This window comes from uncultured Sulfitobacter sp., assembly GCF_947497275.1.
GTDB lineage: Bacteria > Pseudomonadota > Alphaproteobacteria > Rhodobacterales > Rhodobacteraceae > Sulfitobacter.
The window spans coordinates 1-15,595 of sequence record NZ_CANMFS010000008.1 but is presented as its reverse complement, the minus strand read 5'-3'; the positions used below and the strand labels follow the sequence as shown (position 1 = coordinate 15,595).

The window sequence follows — 15,595 nt, the reverse complement described above, 5'->3', positions numbered from 1 at the left end:
CAGATCGGCGGGGTGCCGAAGTTTCTGTGGGGTGCGCTTCACGGGAGGTGGCGCGTTCGGTGGCGCGAGGAACCAGCACTGTGGTGGAGGGGCTGTGCGCCCCCCCTTTTTCTTCGCTCAGATCATGTCAGTCAGGTCGTAGATCTGTGCACCGATCTGCAGGTTGATCTCTTCCTGGCCGTCGCCGTCGACCAGCGCCCACATGATCTGGCCCGTTGGGCGGTAGACGATGAAGGCCTCGTCGACGTCGGCGGCACCGGCGGTCGGCGTGGTGGCCACGTTGATCTGGAACTGCGCGCGCGTCGCGTCTGGCCTGCCGAAGACCAGCACGTCGCCCTCGGAGGCGTCGTAGTCCTGGATCCAGTCGGAGCCGTGGTTGAAGATGCCCAGATGATAGAAATCATCCGCGCCGTCACCGCCGTTGACGCGGTCGTAGCCGAAGCCGCCGTTGATGAAATCATCGCCTTCCGCGCCGAACAGCAGATCGCCATAGGCCGATCCGGTGAGGGTGTCGTTGCCCTCACCGCCCAGCACGGTGTCGGCTCCGAAGCCACCGGCGATGTTGTCGTTCCCGGCATCCCCGCGCACCTCGTCGTTGCCGTGGCCGCCGTCGATCACGTCGTTGCCACTGCCGCCATAAATCACGTCACGCAGGTCGGCTTCGCCTGTGCCGCCAAAGATCGTGTCGTTGCCGGCTCCGCCGTTCAACGTATCGGTGCCCAGCCCCCCGTTGAGCAGGTCGTCACCTTCGCCGCCCAGCAGCCTGTCGTTGCCGTCGTCTCCGCTCAGGGTATCCGCACCGGCACCGCCATCGACTACATCATCCCCTGCGAGGGCAAGCGCCGTATCGTCGCCTGCGCCGCCTGCCAGGGTGTCCTGCCCGACCGTTCCGATCAGGATGCTGCCTTCGTCGGTCGCGGTCAGGTCCACATTGGCGCCAGCCAGATCGAACAGCACCGGTACGCCCTCGGGCAGGGCCACGCCGTCGATCGTCAGGTCGAGGTCGTCGAGATCCGTAAGGGGGCCATCGAGGTCGGCGATCGCCACGCCTGCCGGGTTCAGCACGGTGAGGCCGCTGATGTCGAGGCCACCCAGAACGGAAGTGACCGGATCACCGCCCGCATCGACACCCGCAAAGATCCCCGTCGCAAACGCGCCGAGGTTGGCCGGCATGGCACCGGCCAGTTGCGCGGTGTACCCGCCCAAGGTCAGGGTCACGCCGGTCGGTGCGACAGTGAAATTCACGACTTCGGTGTCGCCGTCGGAGACCGTCAGTTCGCTCAGAGAGATCGGCGTCAGCGCGGCGACCAGCGCCGACCGGTCGTCGGCGTCCAGCTCGGCAAGTGTTTCGGGATCGAGAAGCGCCGCGGCACCGAGCAGGGAAGGCAGGCTTGCCAGGGCCGTGGGGAAGGTCCCGGTCAGATCGATCGTCTGATCACCGGACCGTACTTCGATTGCCGTCGACGACAGGTCCACGCCGAGGATCTCTGTTGTACCCTGCGACAGGCCCAGCCCGCTGAGCGATCCGGTCGCGGTGCCGCCAAGGACGGCCCCCAGGAAATCGTCCATGTCGCTCAGCGGGCCAATGCCCGAACCGTTGACTTCGAAAGTAAGGGCGTCTTCTCCTTCGACGGGCAGCACGACCTGTATCAAAGAGGGCGTGGCCAAGGTGACGGTCGGCTCACCAATGGTGGCATCCGTCAGCCCTTCGACTGCATCCATGTTATCGAGTGAAACGCCCAGGAGCTCTCCGACAGGGTCGGACGCGCCGGAAATCCGGTTCAGTAGCCCGAGAAATTCGGATGTGATGTTTGCAGTAGCCATGGTTGCTCTCCTCAAGTCCTAAAATTCAATGCTCTACGCTCGCAGAGTTGTGTCGTCTGTGTATTGACCCAGGTCAAAGAACCCGGACGAACGCGGTATTTCCGACGGGGAAAAACCGCTCCGTTTCGCATCAGGCCAGCAGGTCAAAGTTGCCGTTCTCTGATCTGAGCCATATTTCATCGAGTTCGCCGCCATCCGACAAGGCAAAAAGGATCGTTCCGGTGGGCCGCCATATCACAAAGGCCTCTTCGATCGCGTTGTCGCCCCTGCCCTCGGTGGTTGTGAAATTGACCTGAAACCGGGAGGCATCCGCTGTCGTTCCGACCAGCAGAACGTCCGATTGTTCGGAGGAAAAATCGGCGATCCAGTCGCTGCCGTGGCCCGCGTGGCCCGCGTGGTAGAACCGGTCGGCGCCCGCACCACCGGTCAGGTTGTCGTGGCCCCATCCGCCATTCAGAAAATCAATGCCCGCACCGCCGGACAGATCGTCGCCGCCCGCCTGCCCGCTGATCGTGTCGTTGCCATCGTTGCCCGCAAACACATCCCCCTGCCGCGCGCCAAAGATCAGATCATCCTCCCCGGTGCCGTCGAGCCGGAACCCGGTGCGGTCGAGGATCGAGGCGGTGCCGATGTAGGAATCGGTGCGCCCCCGCTGATCCGGCAGGTTCTCGGAGACGTCGATGCCCACGACGTGCAGCAGGGACGCGGCAGCCGAATTGGAATTGTCCAGAAACGGGCCGTAGGTGATCTGCGCATCTTCCAGAACCCGCGCGTGCTGGTTCATCAGATGCCAAACGGCGTCCACGGATCTGCCGCCGAGGTCCAGCACCGTGCTGCCGACCAGATCCCTGTCTTCGAGCGGCCTGTAATCGGCGCTTTCGGCGATCGGGACGGAGTATTCGAAAATAACGTCACCGGTGCCGAGCGCCCCGGACGGATACCCGCGCAGCACCGTTTCGGAACCGTCCGTGTCGACGCGAACGAAATAGAGGTGGTCGTAGCCGGTATCGCCGAACAGAAAAACCGGCTGGCCTTCGATGCGAATTTCGGTGCCGCTCACAATTTCCATCCCGCCCTCTGAAATGCCGAGTATGCCCAGAACCCTTCTGCCGTTGTCAAGGTCCGCGCACGGACGAGGCTGGCCGCGAAACCCGGCCTGCTCTCGCGATCGGATCTCGCATTCTCGTATCCGCATTTGATGCACATCTGCGCGGGAGTGAGACCGGGCCGCGCGGTGGTAGCGTAGCATGACGTATAAATGGTTTCGGTAGCTCAAGCTGCGGCCAGTTCCGAGATGCCCGCCCGGTACTGATCAGACGGCGAATTTCTGAGAACAGCGCGTTTCGTGTCAAACGGTGCCCGGTTTCGTGACGCCGGGGAACGGCAGGATATCCGGCCTGATCGACGGTAATGCCTTCTCGGCGGAGAACGGCAACGACGTAACGGTGCAGCGTTACCTTTCCGGTGCGCTTGGCACGTATGCAGGACGGGGCAAACCTGCACGCGTTGCCGACCGGCAGCCCACGTGCCGTGTCGGCACGTGGGGTTCGCGCGGCGATTGACATCCGGGCAGAGAGGTTCAGATACCGATTGGACCGGCCCGTCCGGAAACGCAAAAAGAGAACATGATGGAACTCAATGCCGATTTTTCGCTGCCTGTGCTGGTTCTGGCCGCAGGCCCGTCTTGGCAAATATCGTCCTCGGCGGGGGTGACGCACGCCACGGATGCGGGTGTGGTGCTTTGGACCAGGACCGGCCACTTGGAAATTGCGGCAGGGTCCGATGTCTGACGCGGGGCCGATGCAGACGGATGTGGCCATTGTGGGCGGCGGGCTGTCCGGTCTGGCGCTTGCGGATATGCTGCACCGCGCCGGCGTGGGGTTCGAGCTGTTCGAAGCGCGCGGGCGGTTCGGCGGGCGCATCGACACGCTGCGCCACGGTGCGGGGGGTGTCGATCTGGGGCCATCGTGGTTCTGGCCCGGTCAGGCCCGCATGGCGCGGTTGATCGAGGATCTGGATCAGCGCGCCTTCGCGCAATACGCGACGGGCGATCTTTGCTTTGAAGACCAGCGCGGGGAGGTACAGCGCGGTGTCGGCTTCGCTTCGATGGAGGGTGCTTTGCGCGTGGCAGGTGGTCTGTCGGCGCTGATCGACGGGTTGGTGGCACGCCTGCCGCGCGCGCAGCTGCATGAAAGCCATCCTGTCTCGCGGATCGAACGCGGCGCGCTCGTTTTGGAGAACGGCAGTACCTGCACGGCACGGCATACCGTGGTGACAGTACCGCCGCGCCTGGCCGCGAATCTGGTGTATGACCCACCCCTGCCCGGTCCGGCGCTGCAGAGCCTGCGGCAAATCCCAACCTGGATGGCAGGTCATGCCAAGTTCGTCGCGGTCTATGACCGGCCGTTCTGGCGCGCGGCGGGGCTTTCTGGCGATGCGACGAGCCGGCGCGGCCCGATGGTCGAGATCCATGATGCGAGCGGACCGGAGGGAACCCCCGCCGCCTTGTTCGGCTTTCTGGGAATTCCGGCAGCGCAGCGGAATGGACAAGCCGCGCAGATCGAGGCGGCGGCGATTGACCAGCTTGGCCGGTTGTTCGGGACAGACGCCCTGCACCCCCGCGCGACCGCGTTCAAGGATTGGGCGCAGGACCCGGCGACTGCGACGGCACAGGACCACACACCGCCGCACGGCCATCCCGCCTATGGTCCGTTGGCCATGCTGGACGGACTTCGGGAGGGGCATCTGCATTTTGCCTCAACGGAAACGGCACCCGATATGGGCGGATTGATGGAGGGTGCGCTTGCCGGTGCGGAGCGGGTCGCAGCGCGCATTCTTGCGGCGTGAGGGGCCGTGATATCAATTTGTTAACCATCATTGCGAATACACTGACCGACGTTGCCCAACAGGGCAGCACCGCGATCCATATCTATGCCCGCAAGCGTGATGACACCCTCGTTCTTGATTTTGCGCCGGACATTACCGGATACGGCGCTGGCCACCACGCCCCACGCCGACGGTGACACCAACCCGCCGCGTGGGGCAGACCAATATCATTTTGAAAACACCGGCAAATTCCGTGCGGGAGGTGTCGCGGTGGGCAGGCTTGAGGATCTGGATGCGGCGGACCGCATTTACGTGGCTGGCGCACCGCTCGATCTGTTGAATTTACCGTCGTATGTGAGCACCGTTGCCTATGGCGGCGTGCACAATGATCCCGGGGCGGCGGCGCAGCAGTGGCTCCTGATTGGGACGCAGACGGGCGGGCATATCTTCTACGCGCTGGAAGATGCGCGGATCGACATGACCGGCAACGGCGGGACCAGTTCCGGCAGAATGGAATCGCATTTCATTCCGGCCGACATGTTGCCGGTGTTTTCGCGGTTGCGAGATATAGCCTATGTCGACCCCGAGAACACTCTGCCGCCCGACGCACGGCCCGACGACAGAATCGCGATCAAGGACCATGATAGAACCATCGCGGACATGCGTCGTCCGATCACCGGCGGGCCGGGCCGCGACACGCTTTTTGGCGGCGACGCGGGCGAGGTCTTTGTGCGCTATCTGCCGGCCGGCGCGATCCTCTTGGCGCTGGTGGATGGGCAGGATCTGGACGAAATCACGGTTCACACCGCGCGCAGTACGTTTGACCTGATGGCGTGAGACGTTATCCGAGGCTGCGCAGCAGGTCGGGCGAAGGCGTGCCGGTGGGAGCCGCGCCAATGCTTTGCTGATAGGCGCGTATCGCCGCTTCGCTGTTGGGACCGATGACGCCATCGGTGCCGCCGGTGTCGAAGCCGCGCGCGGTAAGACGCTGTTGCACTGCGATCCGGTCGTCTTTCGTCAGGCCATTGGCATCGGGCGGGAACGCGCCACGCAGCGGCCCTGCCCCGCCGATCCGGTCGGCCAGATGGCCAACGCCGATCGCATAGGCATCCGAGTTGTTGTACCGTTTGATCGCGCGGAAATTTCGGGTCACGGCAAAACGCGGCCCGCCCGCCTGCGGCTGGATGATGCTGCCCTGCGGCGCGCCATTGCCGACCTCGCCCCCCCAGCGGACGCCACGCGACCAGCCGTTGCGTTGCAGATACGCGGCGGTGGACGCCAGTGCATCGGCCGGGTCTTCGGACCAGATGTCGCGCCGACCGTCGCCGTTAAAATCGACGGCAAACGCCTGATAGGAGGTCGGGATGAACTGCGTGTGGCCCATCGCGCCGGCCCAGCTTCCAGTCATTCGCGCGGGGGTGATGTCACCGTTCTGCACGATCCTGAGAGCCGCGATAAGCTGTTTTTCGAAGAACGCGCCGCGCCGACCGTCGAAGGCCAGTGTTGACGTCGCAGAGACGACCGGGACATCGCCGCGCCGCTCGCCGAAGAAGCTTTCGAGCCCCCAGACCGCACAGATGATTTCCGCATCGACGCCGTAGCGGTCTTGGAGTGCCGCCAAGGTTCCGCGCTGGCGGGCAAATGCTGCGCGGCCCTTGGCAATTCGTTCGTCCGATGCGGCGATGGCAAGGTAATCTTCCAGCGAGCGTTTGAATTCGGTCTGGTTCCGGTCGCGTTTGACGCATCCGGGCAGATAGCCGGTGCCGCGAAACGCGGATGACAGGGTGGCCGGTGAAATACCCTGTGACTGGGCGCGCGCACGGAAGTTCGCCACCCAGCTATCGTAGGCTGTATTCGGCACGGGACGCAGATCTGCCGGCAGTCCGGTTGTGGGGGTAAGCGTCGGGGACGTCAGCCCGCCCCCGCACGCCGACAGGCCCAAAGCGCCCAGACCAAATCCGAAGGTTCGACGTGAAATTTTCATAGCTCTGCCCGATCCGCATTGAGGGAATTGTTTCGGTGCATGCTAGCGGAATGGCAGACCAAGACAACAGCGTTCGCATCGTCTGCGCAGACGCGTGCCGATCAGTTGCTTGGCGCGCCTGGTTGGTACAATGGCACCGTCGACATCGACATTTTCGCCGATCCGTTCTGAACGTCGCGCGCGTGGCTGATGTAGACCAGCGTCCGGTGCGCTTCGTCATAGATCCGTTTTACCCGTATCGATTTGAAGACGATCGAGCGGCGCTGTGAGAACACCTCTTCGCCCTCGTCACTGCGGTCGATATCGCCGATTTCAAGCGGCCCGGTCTGGCGGCAGGAGATCGACGAATTGGACGGGTCCTCGAACCAGTTGCCCTTTTGCAGCCGGTCGATGATGCCGCGTTCAAAATAAGTGATGTGGCAGGTGACGCCCTGAACCTTGGGATCGTCGAGCGCCTCGATGATCAGATCGTTGCCGAGCCAATCAACATCGACATTGCCGATCACCTCTGCGTGAATCGGGGCGGCGAGCGACAGGGACAGGGCGGCGGAAGCTATGTATTTTCTGATCATACCTGTGAACGCAAAGGGTGCGACATCTGTTCCCACCTATCGGTGATTTTTATCCATTGCACTGTGCGCCAGCATGGAACATTATAAGAACATCATGGCAAAACAAACCCTCAAAGAAAAGCTCGCCCTGCTCAGCGATGCGGCGAAATATGACGCCAGCTGTGCGTCCTCCGGCACCACCCGGCGCAACAGTGTCGATGGCAAGGGGTTGGGCAGCACCGAAGGCTCGGGCATCTGCCACGCCTATGCGCCTGACGGGCGGTGCATCAGCCTGCTCAAGATCCTGATGACCAATTTCTGCATCTACGATTGTGCCTATTGTATCAATCGGGTCTCTTCGAACGTGCCCCGCGCGCGGTTTTCGGTCGAGGAAGTCGTGCATCTGACAACCGAGTTTTATCGTCGGAATTACATCGAGGGGCTGTTTCTGTCGTCGGGCATCATCAAAAGCCCCGACGACACCATGGCGGATATGGTCCGGATCGCGCGTGAATTGCGACACACGCACCATTTTCGCGGCTACATTCACCTCAAGACGATTCCCGATGCCGCGCCGGAGCTGATCGAAGAGGCGGGGCTGTTGGCGGATCGTTTGTCGATGAACATCGAATTGCCTACCGACGCAGGGATCAAGACCTATGCGCCTGAGAAGAACCCCGACGAGATTCGGCGCGCGATGGGGCGGGTGCAGGTGCGCAAGCTGGCGGCAAAGGAAAAGACGCACACCGGTCGGAAAGCTGAGAAATTCGCTCCGGCAGGACAAAGCACGCAGCTGATCGTGGGGGCGGACGGGGCGGATGATGCGACGATACTGCAAAGCTCTACGCGGCTATACAGTTCGTACAAGCTCAAGCGGGTGTATTATTCCGCCTTCTCCCCGATCCCGGATAGCGCCGCCGCACTGCCGTTGATCAAGCCGCCGCTGGCGCGCGAGCATCGTCTGTATCAGGCCGATTGGCTGTTGCGGTTCTACGGATACGGCGCGCAGGAGATCGCAGGAGCGTCGAGCGGCGGGATGCTGGATCTCGACATTGATCCAAAACTTGCCTGGGCGCTGGCCAACAGGCACGCTTTTCCGGTGGATGTGAACCGTGCGGGTCGTGACATGCTTTTGCGGGTGCCGGGATTCGGGACCAAGACTGTCGCGCGTATTCTGACCGCGCGTCGCAACGGGGCGTTGGGATACGCCGATCTGATCCGCATCGGTGCCCTGGTGAAGAAGGCCAAACCGTTCATCATCACGCGCGACTGGTCGCCGGGGGGGCTGACCGATGCGGCCAATTTGCGCGCGCGGTTCGCGCCGCCGCCGGAGCAGCTTGCCCTGATATGATCTATGCCCCCCGTCTGCCCCGGATCGGGACGTTCGACGCGTGGCGCGACGCGGCGCGCGCACTGGCCAGCAATGATGTGCCACCGGACCAGATCGATTGGGCAATGCAGGACAGCGACGCGGGACTTTTCGGCGCAAGCGGCGCACCGCTGCCGTCGGCACGCGACATGACGGTGCCCAAGGCGTTCATCCCGCTTGCCCGGCAAGTATGTGCTAGTCGGACGGCGGGCGCGCATGATCTGCTTTACCGCGTTTTGCTGCGCAGCCGCGGCGCACCCCGCCTGCTGTCGAACCGCGCCGACCCGCAGGTGCAGCGGCTGGAAGAGATCGGCAAGAACATTCGCCGCGACATGCACAAGATGAAGGCGTTCGTGCGCTTTCGCGAGGTCACCGAACAGGGCGCGAACCGGCGCAGTTTTCTCAGCTGGTTCGAGCCGGATCATCGGATAGAGGAATTGATCGGAGGTTTCTTCACCCGGCGGTTTGCCGATATGGATTGGGCCATCGTCACGCCGGAGGTCACGATGCGGTTTGCGGCGGGGGATCTGTCGGTGAAAGCGGTACAAAGTGCGCGGCTGGATCTGAGCGATGAGACCGAGGCGTTGTGGAAAACCTACTATGCCAACATCTTCAATCCTGCACGTCTCAAGATCAAGGCGATGCAATCCGAAATGCCCAAGAAATACTGGAAGAACCTGCCAGAGGCCGAGTTGATCCCCGAACTGATTGCGAATGCGGAAGCGCAGGTCCGCGTGATGCAGGAACAGGCGCAAAGCCAACCGCCGCCGCGTGCCGCGAAAGTGCTCGACCGCTTGCCGCTTCGGGAGATGCCCTGTGCGCTTGCGTCCTGCGCGCGCTGCCCACTGGGCGCGAAAGCGACTCAGGCGGTCGCGGGCGAAGGTCCGCGGGATGCGCCGTTGATGATTGTGGGCGAGCAACCCGGCGACTACGAAGACCTTGCCGGGCGGCCGTTCGTGGGGCCTGCTGGGCAGTTGTTCGATACGCTGGCGCTTGAGGCGGGGCTGGACCGGCGGGCCGCTTATGTCACCAACGCAGTTAAGCATTTCAAATTCACGCCACGCGGCAAACGCCGTATTCACCAAAGCCCACATCGGTCCGAAGTCGAAGCCTGCCGCATTTGGCTTGCGGAAGAGATCGAGCAAATTCGTCCTGCGTTGATCGTTGCCATGGGGGCCACTGCGGCACAGGCCCTGACGGGAAGCGGTACGGATGTGTTGAAGCGCGCGGGGCGGGTCGAAGAGGGCACGGACGGCTTGCCCGTGCTGGTCACGGTACACCCCTCGGCCATTTTGCGCGCCTCCAACGGAAGCGCACTGCGCGCCCGCCTTATCGGCGATCTGAAACAGGCGGTCGAAATGTGCGACCGGATCGCCGCATTACCCCCTGATAGGTAACGGCCGATCCGGTACCCGTGCGGGCAACCACTTCAGAACACCTTGATCAGCATCCAGATGCCCATCCCCAGCATCATCAGGTTTTCGGTCAGCGAGATGAAACCCAACGGTACGTTGCTGTCACCACCGACGCAGGCGCATTTCAATTCACGCTTGTCGATATAGACCGCCTTGATGACCGATACCGCACCAATTAGGCCGATTGTGATCGCCACCGGTGCGGAGATCCACGTCAGCGCCCCTGCCGTCATCAAAATGCCGGCCAATGCTTCTCCGAACGGGTACACCTTGCCGTAGGGTACCCATCGCTGCGCAAGCAGATCGTAGTTTAGGAACATGGTCGAAAACTGTTCAACATCCTGAAGTTTTTGCACGGCGAGAACACACATCGAGATGGAGATGAACCATTCAAACGCGCGCAGTGTGAAGATCGTCTCGAAACTGTACCACGACAGACCAAGCGCCATCAGGAACGCGACCGCAAAAATCGCGATGACTGGCTGGTAGCTGGTATCGGATTGTTCAGCCTCGGGTTTATCAAGACCGAAGTGCACCCGAAGGGCATCGTATCCGCCGATGCGCTCGCCGTCGATGAACGTCTGCGGGGTGGTTTCCACATTTTGCTCCGCCATGAACCTGTCGGTTTCATCGCGGGATGTGAGAGGGTGGTCTTCGACCTCAAAGCCCTGACGTTTCAGAAGGTCTTTTGATTTCAGTCCATAAGGACAGGTATGCTCTTTCATCACCATCCGGTACAGTCTGGCTTTGGGATTGGTCTGATTGGATGTCACGGGGTTTCCTTTCATTTTCCGTCGATTTCGGGCGTCGCGGCGGGGCCGCCTTCCAGATCGACGATCAGTGCCTTCATTTCGGCGATCTCAAGGCGCTGCGCCTCGATGATGTCGTCGGCAAGTTTGCGGACGCGCGGATCCGATATATTGGCACGTTCGCTGGTCAGGATCGCGATCGAGTGGTGCGGTATCATTGCCCGCATCCACGATGTGTCGGCGACGGTTGTCTGGCTGCGGACCAGAAACAGGGCGATGGCAAAGACAACCGCACTGCCCGCGAAAATGGCGATGTTCGCCGTCCGGTTGGAATACATGCCCAACATGAACGCCAGCATGATGATTGCCATAACGGCGCCCATGTAGATTGCCATGTAGGTGCGGGTTTCACTGAAGAATATGTGATCGACAGCATAGGTGTTGAGGTACATCAATCCCAGCATCACGACTGTCGATGTGAGGATCATTGCGAAAAAGCGCCAATACGACATGATATTATCTCCTGAATGCTCCGGTTCTACAGGCCCAACAGGTATCCAGCGCTGGAGGGTTCCGCGCTTTGATCACGAAATTGTGCATCTGGTGGAAAAACGTCGCCGTAGGGGGCGAACAGATCTGGACTGCACGGGTCCATGCTTGGGCCTCGCGCGGGGCGGCGGCGGCCAGGGGATTGTCGAACTCCGCCCTTGATCGCGCCCCAATCGGAAGCTACGCCGAACGCAGCGGGAGAGCGGGTATGAAGATTTGTGCGATCACGATGGTGTACCGGGATTACTGGGCACTGGCCCAGTGGTACCGCCACTACGGGCACCATCTCGGGCCGCGCAACCTTTATGTGATCTCGCACGGGCATGACCCCGAAATTGCGCGGATCTGTCCCGAAGCGAGCATCATCACCATCCCGCGCGAGGAGTTGCGGCATTTCGATCGCGTCCGCATGCGCCTGATGAATTCGATCCAGGCCGGGTTGACCAACCTCTATGACTGGGTGATCCAGACCGACGCGGATGAACTGGTCTGCCTTAACCCTGATGCCCATGCGTCGTTTTCCGCGCTCTTCGAGAAAACGTCGGCCCCGGCGATTTTCGGCCTTGGCCTCAATCTTGCCGAGGTTACGGAAGACGGCCCACTGGCCGAGGGCGAGAACGTGTTCGCACGGCGCTCCGTGGCCTGCGTGACAGGGAACTACAGCAAGGCCTGGGCCGTGCGCAGGGAAATCCCATTGAGGTTCCACGGTGTCTTCTGCGGATACAGGAAAACAGACGTATTTCCCTTCGAGATGCCCGACGATGTCTTTTTCGTCCACATCAAACACGCGAACTCAGACGCGCTGAAGACCACGAATGACGTCAGAAAGTCCGTCGCCGACACCGTTGGCGAGGATTGGAACGTCAACGGCTGGGCAAATCCCGACCGCCACGCGAAGCGGTTTTTCCGCAAGCTTGCAGCCGCAGAGGAGCTTGATTGGGAGGGCGCAGTGCAACGCGGGTACGAACAAATCAGAGACAACCCGGTGCGGGATGCGAAGCGGGGCCTCGTGAAGCCACCGTTCATCAACTATGTCTGCCGCACACGCCTCCCGAGCTGGTTTCAACGCGCCTGACCGCAGGCACCCCCCTGGCACATTCATGCCCCGGGGCCGACAGGGCGCCGACTTGGCAGCGCCACATCCGTCACAATCGGATATCCCCGTTGCGGCAGCGAGCAATCAAAAGGTACCTCCGGGATCCATACCGCAACTTGATGAAGCCAGACGCCGGCCCAAGCGCGTACTGCCCTACCTGCTCGACTATGCGGTGGATGGGCAGGCGCTGACGTTCGGTTATGGCACGGACGCGAACGCGCGCGGCGGGTTTGGCGCCTTGATCTCCATGCCCGCCGCAAGCAGGGTAACGACAACGTGCTTTTGCAGGTCGATCAAACCAGCGATCTCGTCGGCCATCGTGGGTTCGGATACGAGCGCCTTGGCCTCGGCCAGCGTTTATGTCGTTCAAGCTTATCAATCAGGCCGTCCATCAAGGCCTTCGTGAGTTGCGACACGTTCCTGCAGCGCAGGCTTTCGGGCAGGAAGTCGTCGAGTTCGGTCTTGGTCACTTCGTTGCAGGTCATATCTGTTCCGGACCATGTCCAAAGCATAGGCGAGTTACTCCCGTTCGCTAACCGAAGTTTCGACTTTGGCTGAATATATCACAATGTTACAAGGCAAGGTGACGGAAGCGACGTATTCGCCACCGTCGACCCATAGTCCTGTCTCACTATATTTTGGGCGAGGCGCGCCGTGGAAACCTGTGCCCTAATATCGTCGAGCTCGAGTGCGCTGAGGTTGATCGGATGGGATGGCAGGCGCCTCGCCTCGTCCAATCAGATTCATCATAGAACGTGATTTGATCCGAAACGCCCGTCGAAATGCCCGACGCGCGGCTTTCTTATCAAGGCCTTCACTCTGGAGCTCGTGCGAGCAAGCGACGCCAGCAAGGCCGCTCTATGTGCGGGATGCGTGTCATAACTCGCTAATGCCCGATTGTGCCTTCGCGTCCAATCGTTTAAGCATCGGGTCGCACCACAGGCCCCTTAGCTCAGCTGGATAGAGCAAGGACCTTCTAAGCCGTAGGTCTGGGGCCGTAAGAAGTTGGAAAAACAGACGGTTAGGGAAACGTCACCGGCTTGCGAACCGTTTTCCGAACCGTTATCAAAGAGCCACGGTCCCGTAGCTCAACTGGATAGAGCACCTGACTTCTAATCAGGATGTTGGGGGTTCGAGTCCTCCCGGGATCGCCATTTCTTCTCCTTTTTGTCGTTCGACATCGAAAGGCCGACTTTTCGACAAAAGCTGGTTTTTGTGATTTGTTGAATGTTAACGAGCATCGCTGGCGCGTCTTTAGTCAACGGGAGCCTGATGCAAACAGTGGTGCTACGTCGACGCGCAACCAGATTGAGCCAAAGTCCTGACCCTCTGGCGAAAACGGCTTTGCGTCATGCGCTTTTACGATCGCCGATGCTCTATTCCGGCTGATGCCGAACTCAACTTCAGCAGTCGTTAGGGTCAAAAATTGTCGATGAAACGCAGCAATGTCCTGATCGTTCATCCGAAGTTGTTTCTTCTGCGTCTTGGGGTTGATGAGTTCAGTGGCGGGAACATAACCCGCTTCAACCAAAGCAAGGAAACGACGACCGTCCCGCGGGCCAATAGATCGTCCGAAAGCTGCAGCAGAAATTGTGTCCGACAACTCCGGAAATTGAGGCGTGACCGAAGCCCGCCCTGCAACTATGGCATTAATGCCAGCCTTTAAGACGGAGAAACCACTGTATCCGGCAGAAACGTCTGAAGCGGCGATCTTCAATGCTCCAGAGCGCACCAACCTGATAATCGTTCCGACATCCAAACCTTTTCGCCGTCGTGCTTGTTGGAGCGTCTCCCAGCTAAGCTGATTTTCTGGCATGGGGATCGCAAGCGCAGCGATTTCTTCAACCAATCCGATACCGTCTGAAATGCGCCATCTCGCAATTATCTTCGGCGCCCGGGTCCGGGGTATCAAAACGCCCCCTTCTTCCAAGGAGATGAGAGCAGCCTTCGTTGCGCCCATAGCTGTCTGCATTTCACCTGGCCCCACCAATGAGGGGATTTCTGATAGGAGATCGACGTGTTGGATGGCGTCAAAAACCTTGCGGCTATAGGGTCGCTGATCTTCTTTGGCCAAAACGCCTGCCTCTGCCAGCATGGCGTCCAGACCTGCAGGCCACAGCTCGACCTGCCGAGCGGCTGTAACCACAGAATGCAAACGGCGCTCCTTGACTTTCTCTCCCAATAGAATGTCGCCTGATGCATACGGCCAATGAGAAAGAATACACTCTCGCAGTATGCCCCTGAAGACTGCGAATGTATCGTCCGCAACGAAGTCACGAGACATCTTACGGAACAATTCTCCAAATGCTTTTGCCGGCTTGTCCAATGGACCTGAGGCACTGGCGGCAAGTCGATCAAGCGCTTCCTTAAAGGCGGCTTCTCCACCTCTAAGCGCTTCAAAGCCATCGCCCAACGCGCGCCTATGCTGCTCATCCGCCGAAAGGGTTTTGTCATACTTGAATTTTGCGAGTTCGGTTCCCAGTAGCCGCGAGACAGTGGTTGCCGAATATAGTGACTGACCCGCGAGCCATGTAGTATCCCCGCGATGTTCGAGCCTAGCATCCAACCACAAGTCGTATGCCGAAGCATCTTCTCTTGGACGATCAAGAGCACCTCGGATCAAATCGTCTTCGACTTCTTTCAAACGCGCGCCGACATCATAGCGATCTGGAAGCCGGTCTACCCGCCAGAGGCTCACCAACGGATGTTGGTGCTTGAGGCACAAGGTTGCCTCTCGCAATTGCCAGTCACCGCGCATGGCCATAGCTTCTGCTGGGTCACCGTCATGTGTTTCTGCATCCTGACGAAGACAAATGGGGCACCCGCGGATCACAGGATTTCGGAGCGCTCGTGACCCAAGCACTTCTCCGCGAAACCGCATCTGAACGTTCCCAACCCTTTCACCCGACCACGACAAGAGATCTTGAAGATCAGCAGAAGCAAGGTCACCCCACCTTGCAATGCGTGACAAAGATTAAACATCAGGATTTGGAAGTAGTTTGAACGGCACTCCCATATCGCGAGCGAAATCCCGCGCGACAACCCCTTTCGACGCAGCCAAACGTGAGAAGAACGAAGGTAGTGTTTCACGAGCTTTTGGGCGGGGAGAGCGTGCAAACCATCTTGTCATTGAGAATTACAGCTATAGGAAAAGTCGGTATTATGGAGCAAACTCACCAAATAAGGTTAGATATTCATTCTACCTTTATTTCAAGGTCCAACGCCGCAAGGC

14 protein-coding genes and 1 tRNA gene are annotated in these 15,595 nt (G+C 60.4%); 8 read left to right on the top strand and 7 right to left on the bottom strand.

The window, feature by feature from the left end; all coding sequences use genetic code 11:
* Positions 1-117 precede the first annotated feature (117 nt).
* A complete protein-coding gene (locus Q1A06_RS15720) occupies positions 118-1,824 on the bottom strand; it encodes a calcium-binding protein (RefSeq protein WP_299565740.1) in 1,707 nt (568 codons plus the stop codon).
* A 130-nt stretch (positions 1,825-1,954) separates the two neighbouring features.
* Entirely contained in the window at positions 1,955-2,893 is a 939-nt protein-coding gene (locus Q1A06_RS15715; RefSeq protein WP_299565737.1) for a hypothetical protein, read from the bottom strand.
* A 298-nt stretch (positions 2,894-3,191) separates the two neighbouring features.
* On the opposite strand from Q1A06_RS15715, the gene Q1A06_RS15710 reads away from it, so the two are divergent.
* The 4 genes from Q1A06_RS15710 to Q1A06_RS15695 all read left to right on the top strand — a co-directional run bounded on the left by Q1A06_RS15710 (position 3,192) and on the right by Q1A06_RS15695 (position 5,487).
* Complete coding sequence (locus Q1A06_RS15710; RefSeq protein WP_299565734.1) at positions 3,192-3,386, top strand: hypothetical protein; 195 nt, start codon at positions 3,192-3,194, stop codon at positions 3,384-3,386.
* Positions 3,387-3,449: 63 nt separating this feature from the next.
* Positions 3,450-3,614, top strand: coding sequence for a hypothetical protein (locus tag Q1A06_RS15705; protein ID WP_299565732.1), 165 nt, complete (start codon positions 3,450-3,452; stop codon positions 3,612-3,614).
* The gene (locus Q1A06_RS15700) at positions 3,607-4,671 is read left to right on the top strand and encodes an FAD-dependent oxidoreductase (protein ID WP_299565729.1); all 1,065 of its coding nucleotides are present in this window, start codon (positions 3,607-3,609) and stop codon (positions 4,669-4,671) included. The genes Q1A06_RS15705 and Q1A06_RS15700 overlap by 8 nt, the downstream gene beginning before the upstream one ends.
* Positions 4,672-4,770: 99 nt before the next feature.
* Positions 4,771-5,487 carry a hypothetical protein gene (locus tag Q1A06_RS15695; RefSeq protein ID WP_299565726.1) on the top strand — a complete coding sequence of 239 codons (717 nt, stop codon included), beginning with the start codon at positions 4,771-4,773 and terminating at the stop codon, positions 5,485-5,487.
* Positions 5,488-5,491: 4 nt separating this feature from the next.
* Here the strand turns inward: Q1A06_RS15695 and Q1A06_RS15690 are convergent, their stop codons facing one another.
* Positions 5,492-6,634 carry a lytic murein transglycosylase gene (locus Q1A06_RS15690; protein WP_299565723.1) on the bottom strand — a complete coding sequence of 381 codons (1,143 nt, stop codon included), beginning with the start codon at positions 6,632-6,634 and terminating at the stop codon, positions 5,492-5,494.
* A 101-nt stretch (positions 6,635-6,735) separates the two neighbouring features.
* Entirely contained in the window at positions 6,736-7,206 is a 471-nt protein-coding gene (locus tag Q1A06_RS15685) for a CreA family protein (RefSeq protein ID WP_299566078.1), read from the bottom strand.
* Between the two features lie 94 nt (positions 7,207-7,300).
* On the opposite strand from Q1A06_RS15685, the gene Q1A06_RS15680 reads away from it, so the two are divergent.
* Positions 7,301-8,536, top strand: a complete 1,236-nt coding sequence (locus Q1A06_RS15680; protein WP_299566075.1) for a putative DNA modification/repair radical SAM protein — start codon at positions 7,301-7,303, stop codon at positions 8,534-8,536.
* A complete protein-coding gene (locus Q1A06_RS15675) occupies positions 8,533-9,951 on the top strand; it encodes a UdgX family uracil-DNA binding protein (RefSeq protein ID WP_299565720.1) in 1,419 nt (472 codons plus the stop codon). Before Q1A06_RS15680 ends, Q1A06_RS15675 begins: the two co-directional genes overlap by 4 nt.
* 32 nt (positions 9,952-9,983) lie before the next feature.
* On the opposite strand, the gene Q1A06_RS15670 is transcribed toward Q1A06_RS15675, so the two are convergent.
* Together Q1A06_RS15670 and Q1A06_RS15665 are read right to left on the bottom strand one after the other, a co-directional pair.
* Positions 9,984-10,700 carry a glutaredoxin family protein gene (locus Q1A06_RS15670; protein WP_299566072.1) on the bottom strand — a complete coding sequence of 239 codons (717 nt, stop codon included), beginning with the start codon at positions 10,698-10,700 and terminating at the stop codon, positions 9,984-9,986.
* Between the two features lie 53 nt (positions 10,701-10,753).
* Complete coding sequence (locus Q1A06_RS15665) at positions 10,754-11,230, bottom strand: DUF305 domain-containing protein (RefSeq protein WP_299565717.1); 477 nt, start codon at positions 11,228-11,230, stop codon at positions 10,754-10,756.
* Positions 11,231-11,475: 245 nt separating this feature from the next.
* Between Q1A06_RS15665 and Q1A06_RS15660 the strand changes: the two genes are divergently transcribed.
* Both Q1A06_RS15660 and Q1A06_RS15655 read left to right on the top strand, forming a co-directional pair.
* Positions 11,476-12,342, top strand: a complete 867-nt coding sequence (locus Q1A06_RS15660; RefSeq protein ID WP_299565714.1) for a glycosyltransferase family 2 protein — start codon at positions 11,476-11,478, stop codon at positions 12,340-12,342.
* A 1,098-nt stretch (positions 12,343-13,440) separates the two neighbouring features.
* Positions 13,441-13,517 (top strand) — tRNA-Arg (locus Q1A06_RS15655).
* Between the two features lie 104 nt (positions 13,518-13,621).
* Here Q1A06_RS15655 and Q1A06_RS15650 read toward each other — a convergent pair.
* Positions 13,622-15,334 (bottom strand): TniQ family protein, encoded by a 1,713-nt coding sequence (locus tag Q1A06_RS15650; protein WP_299565711.1) that lies wholly within the window; start codon positions 15,332-15,334, stop codon positions 13,622-13,624.
* Between the last annotated feature and the right edge of the window lie 261 nt (positions 15,335-15,595).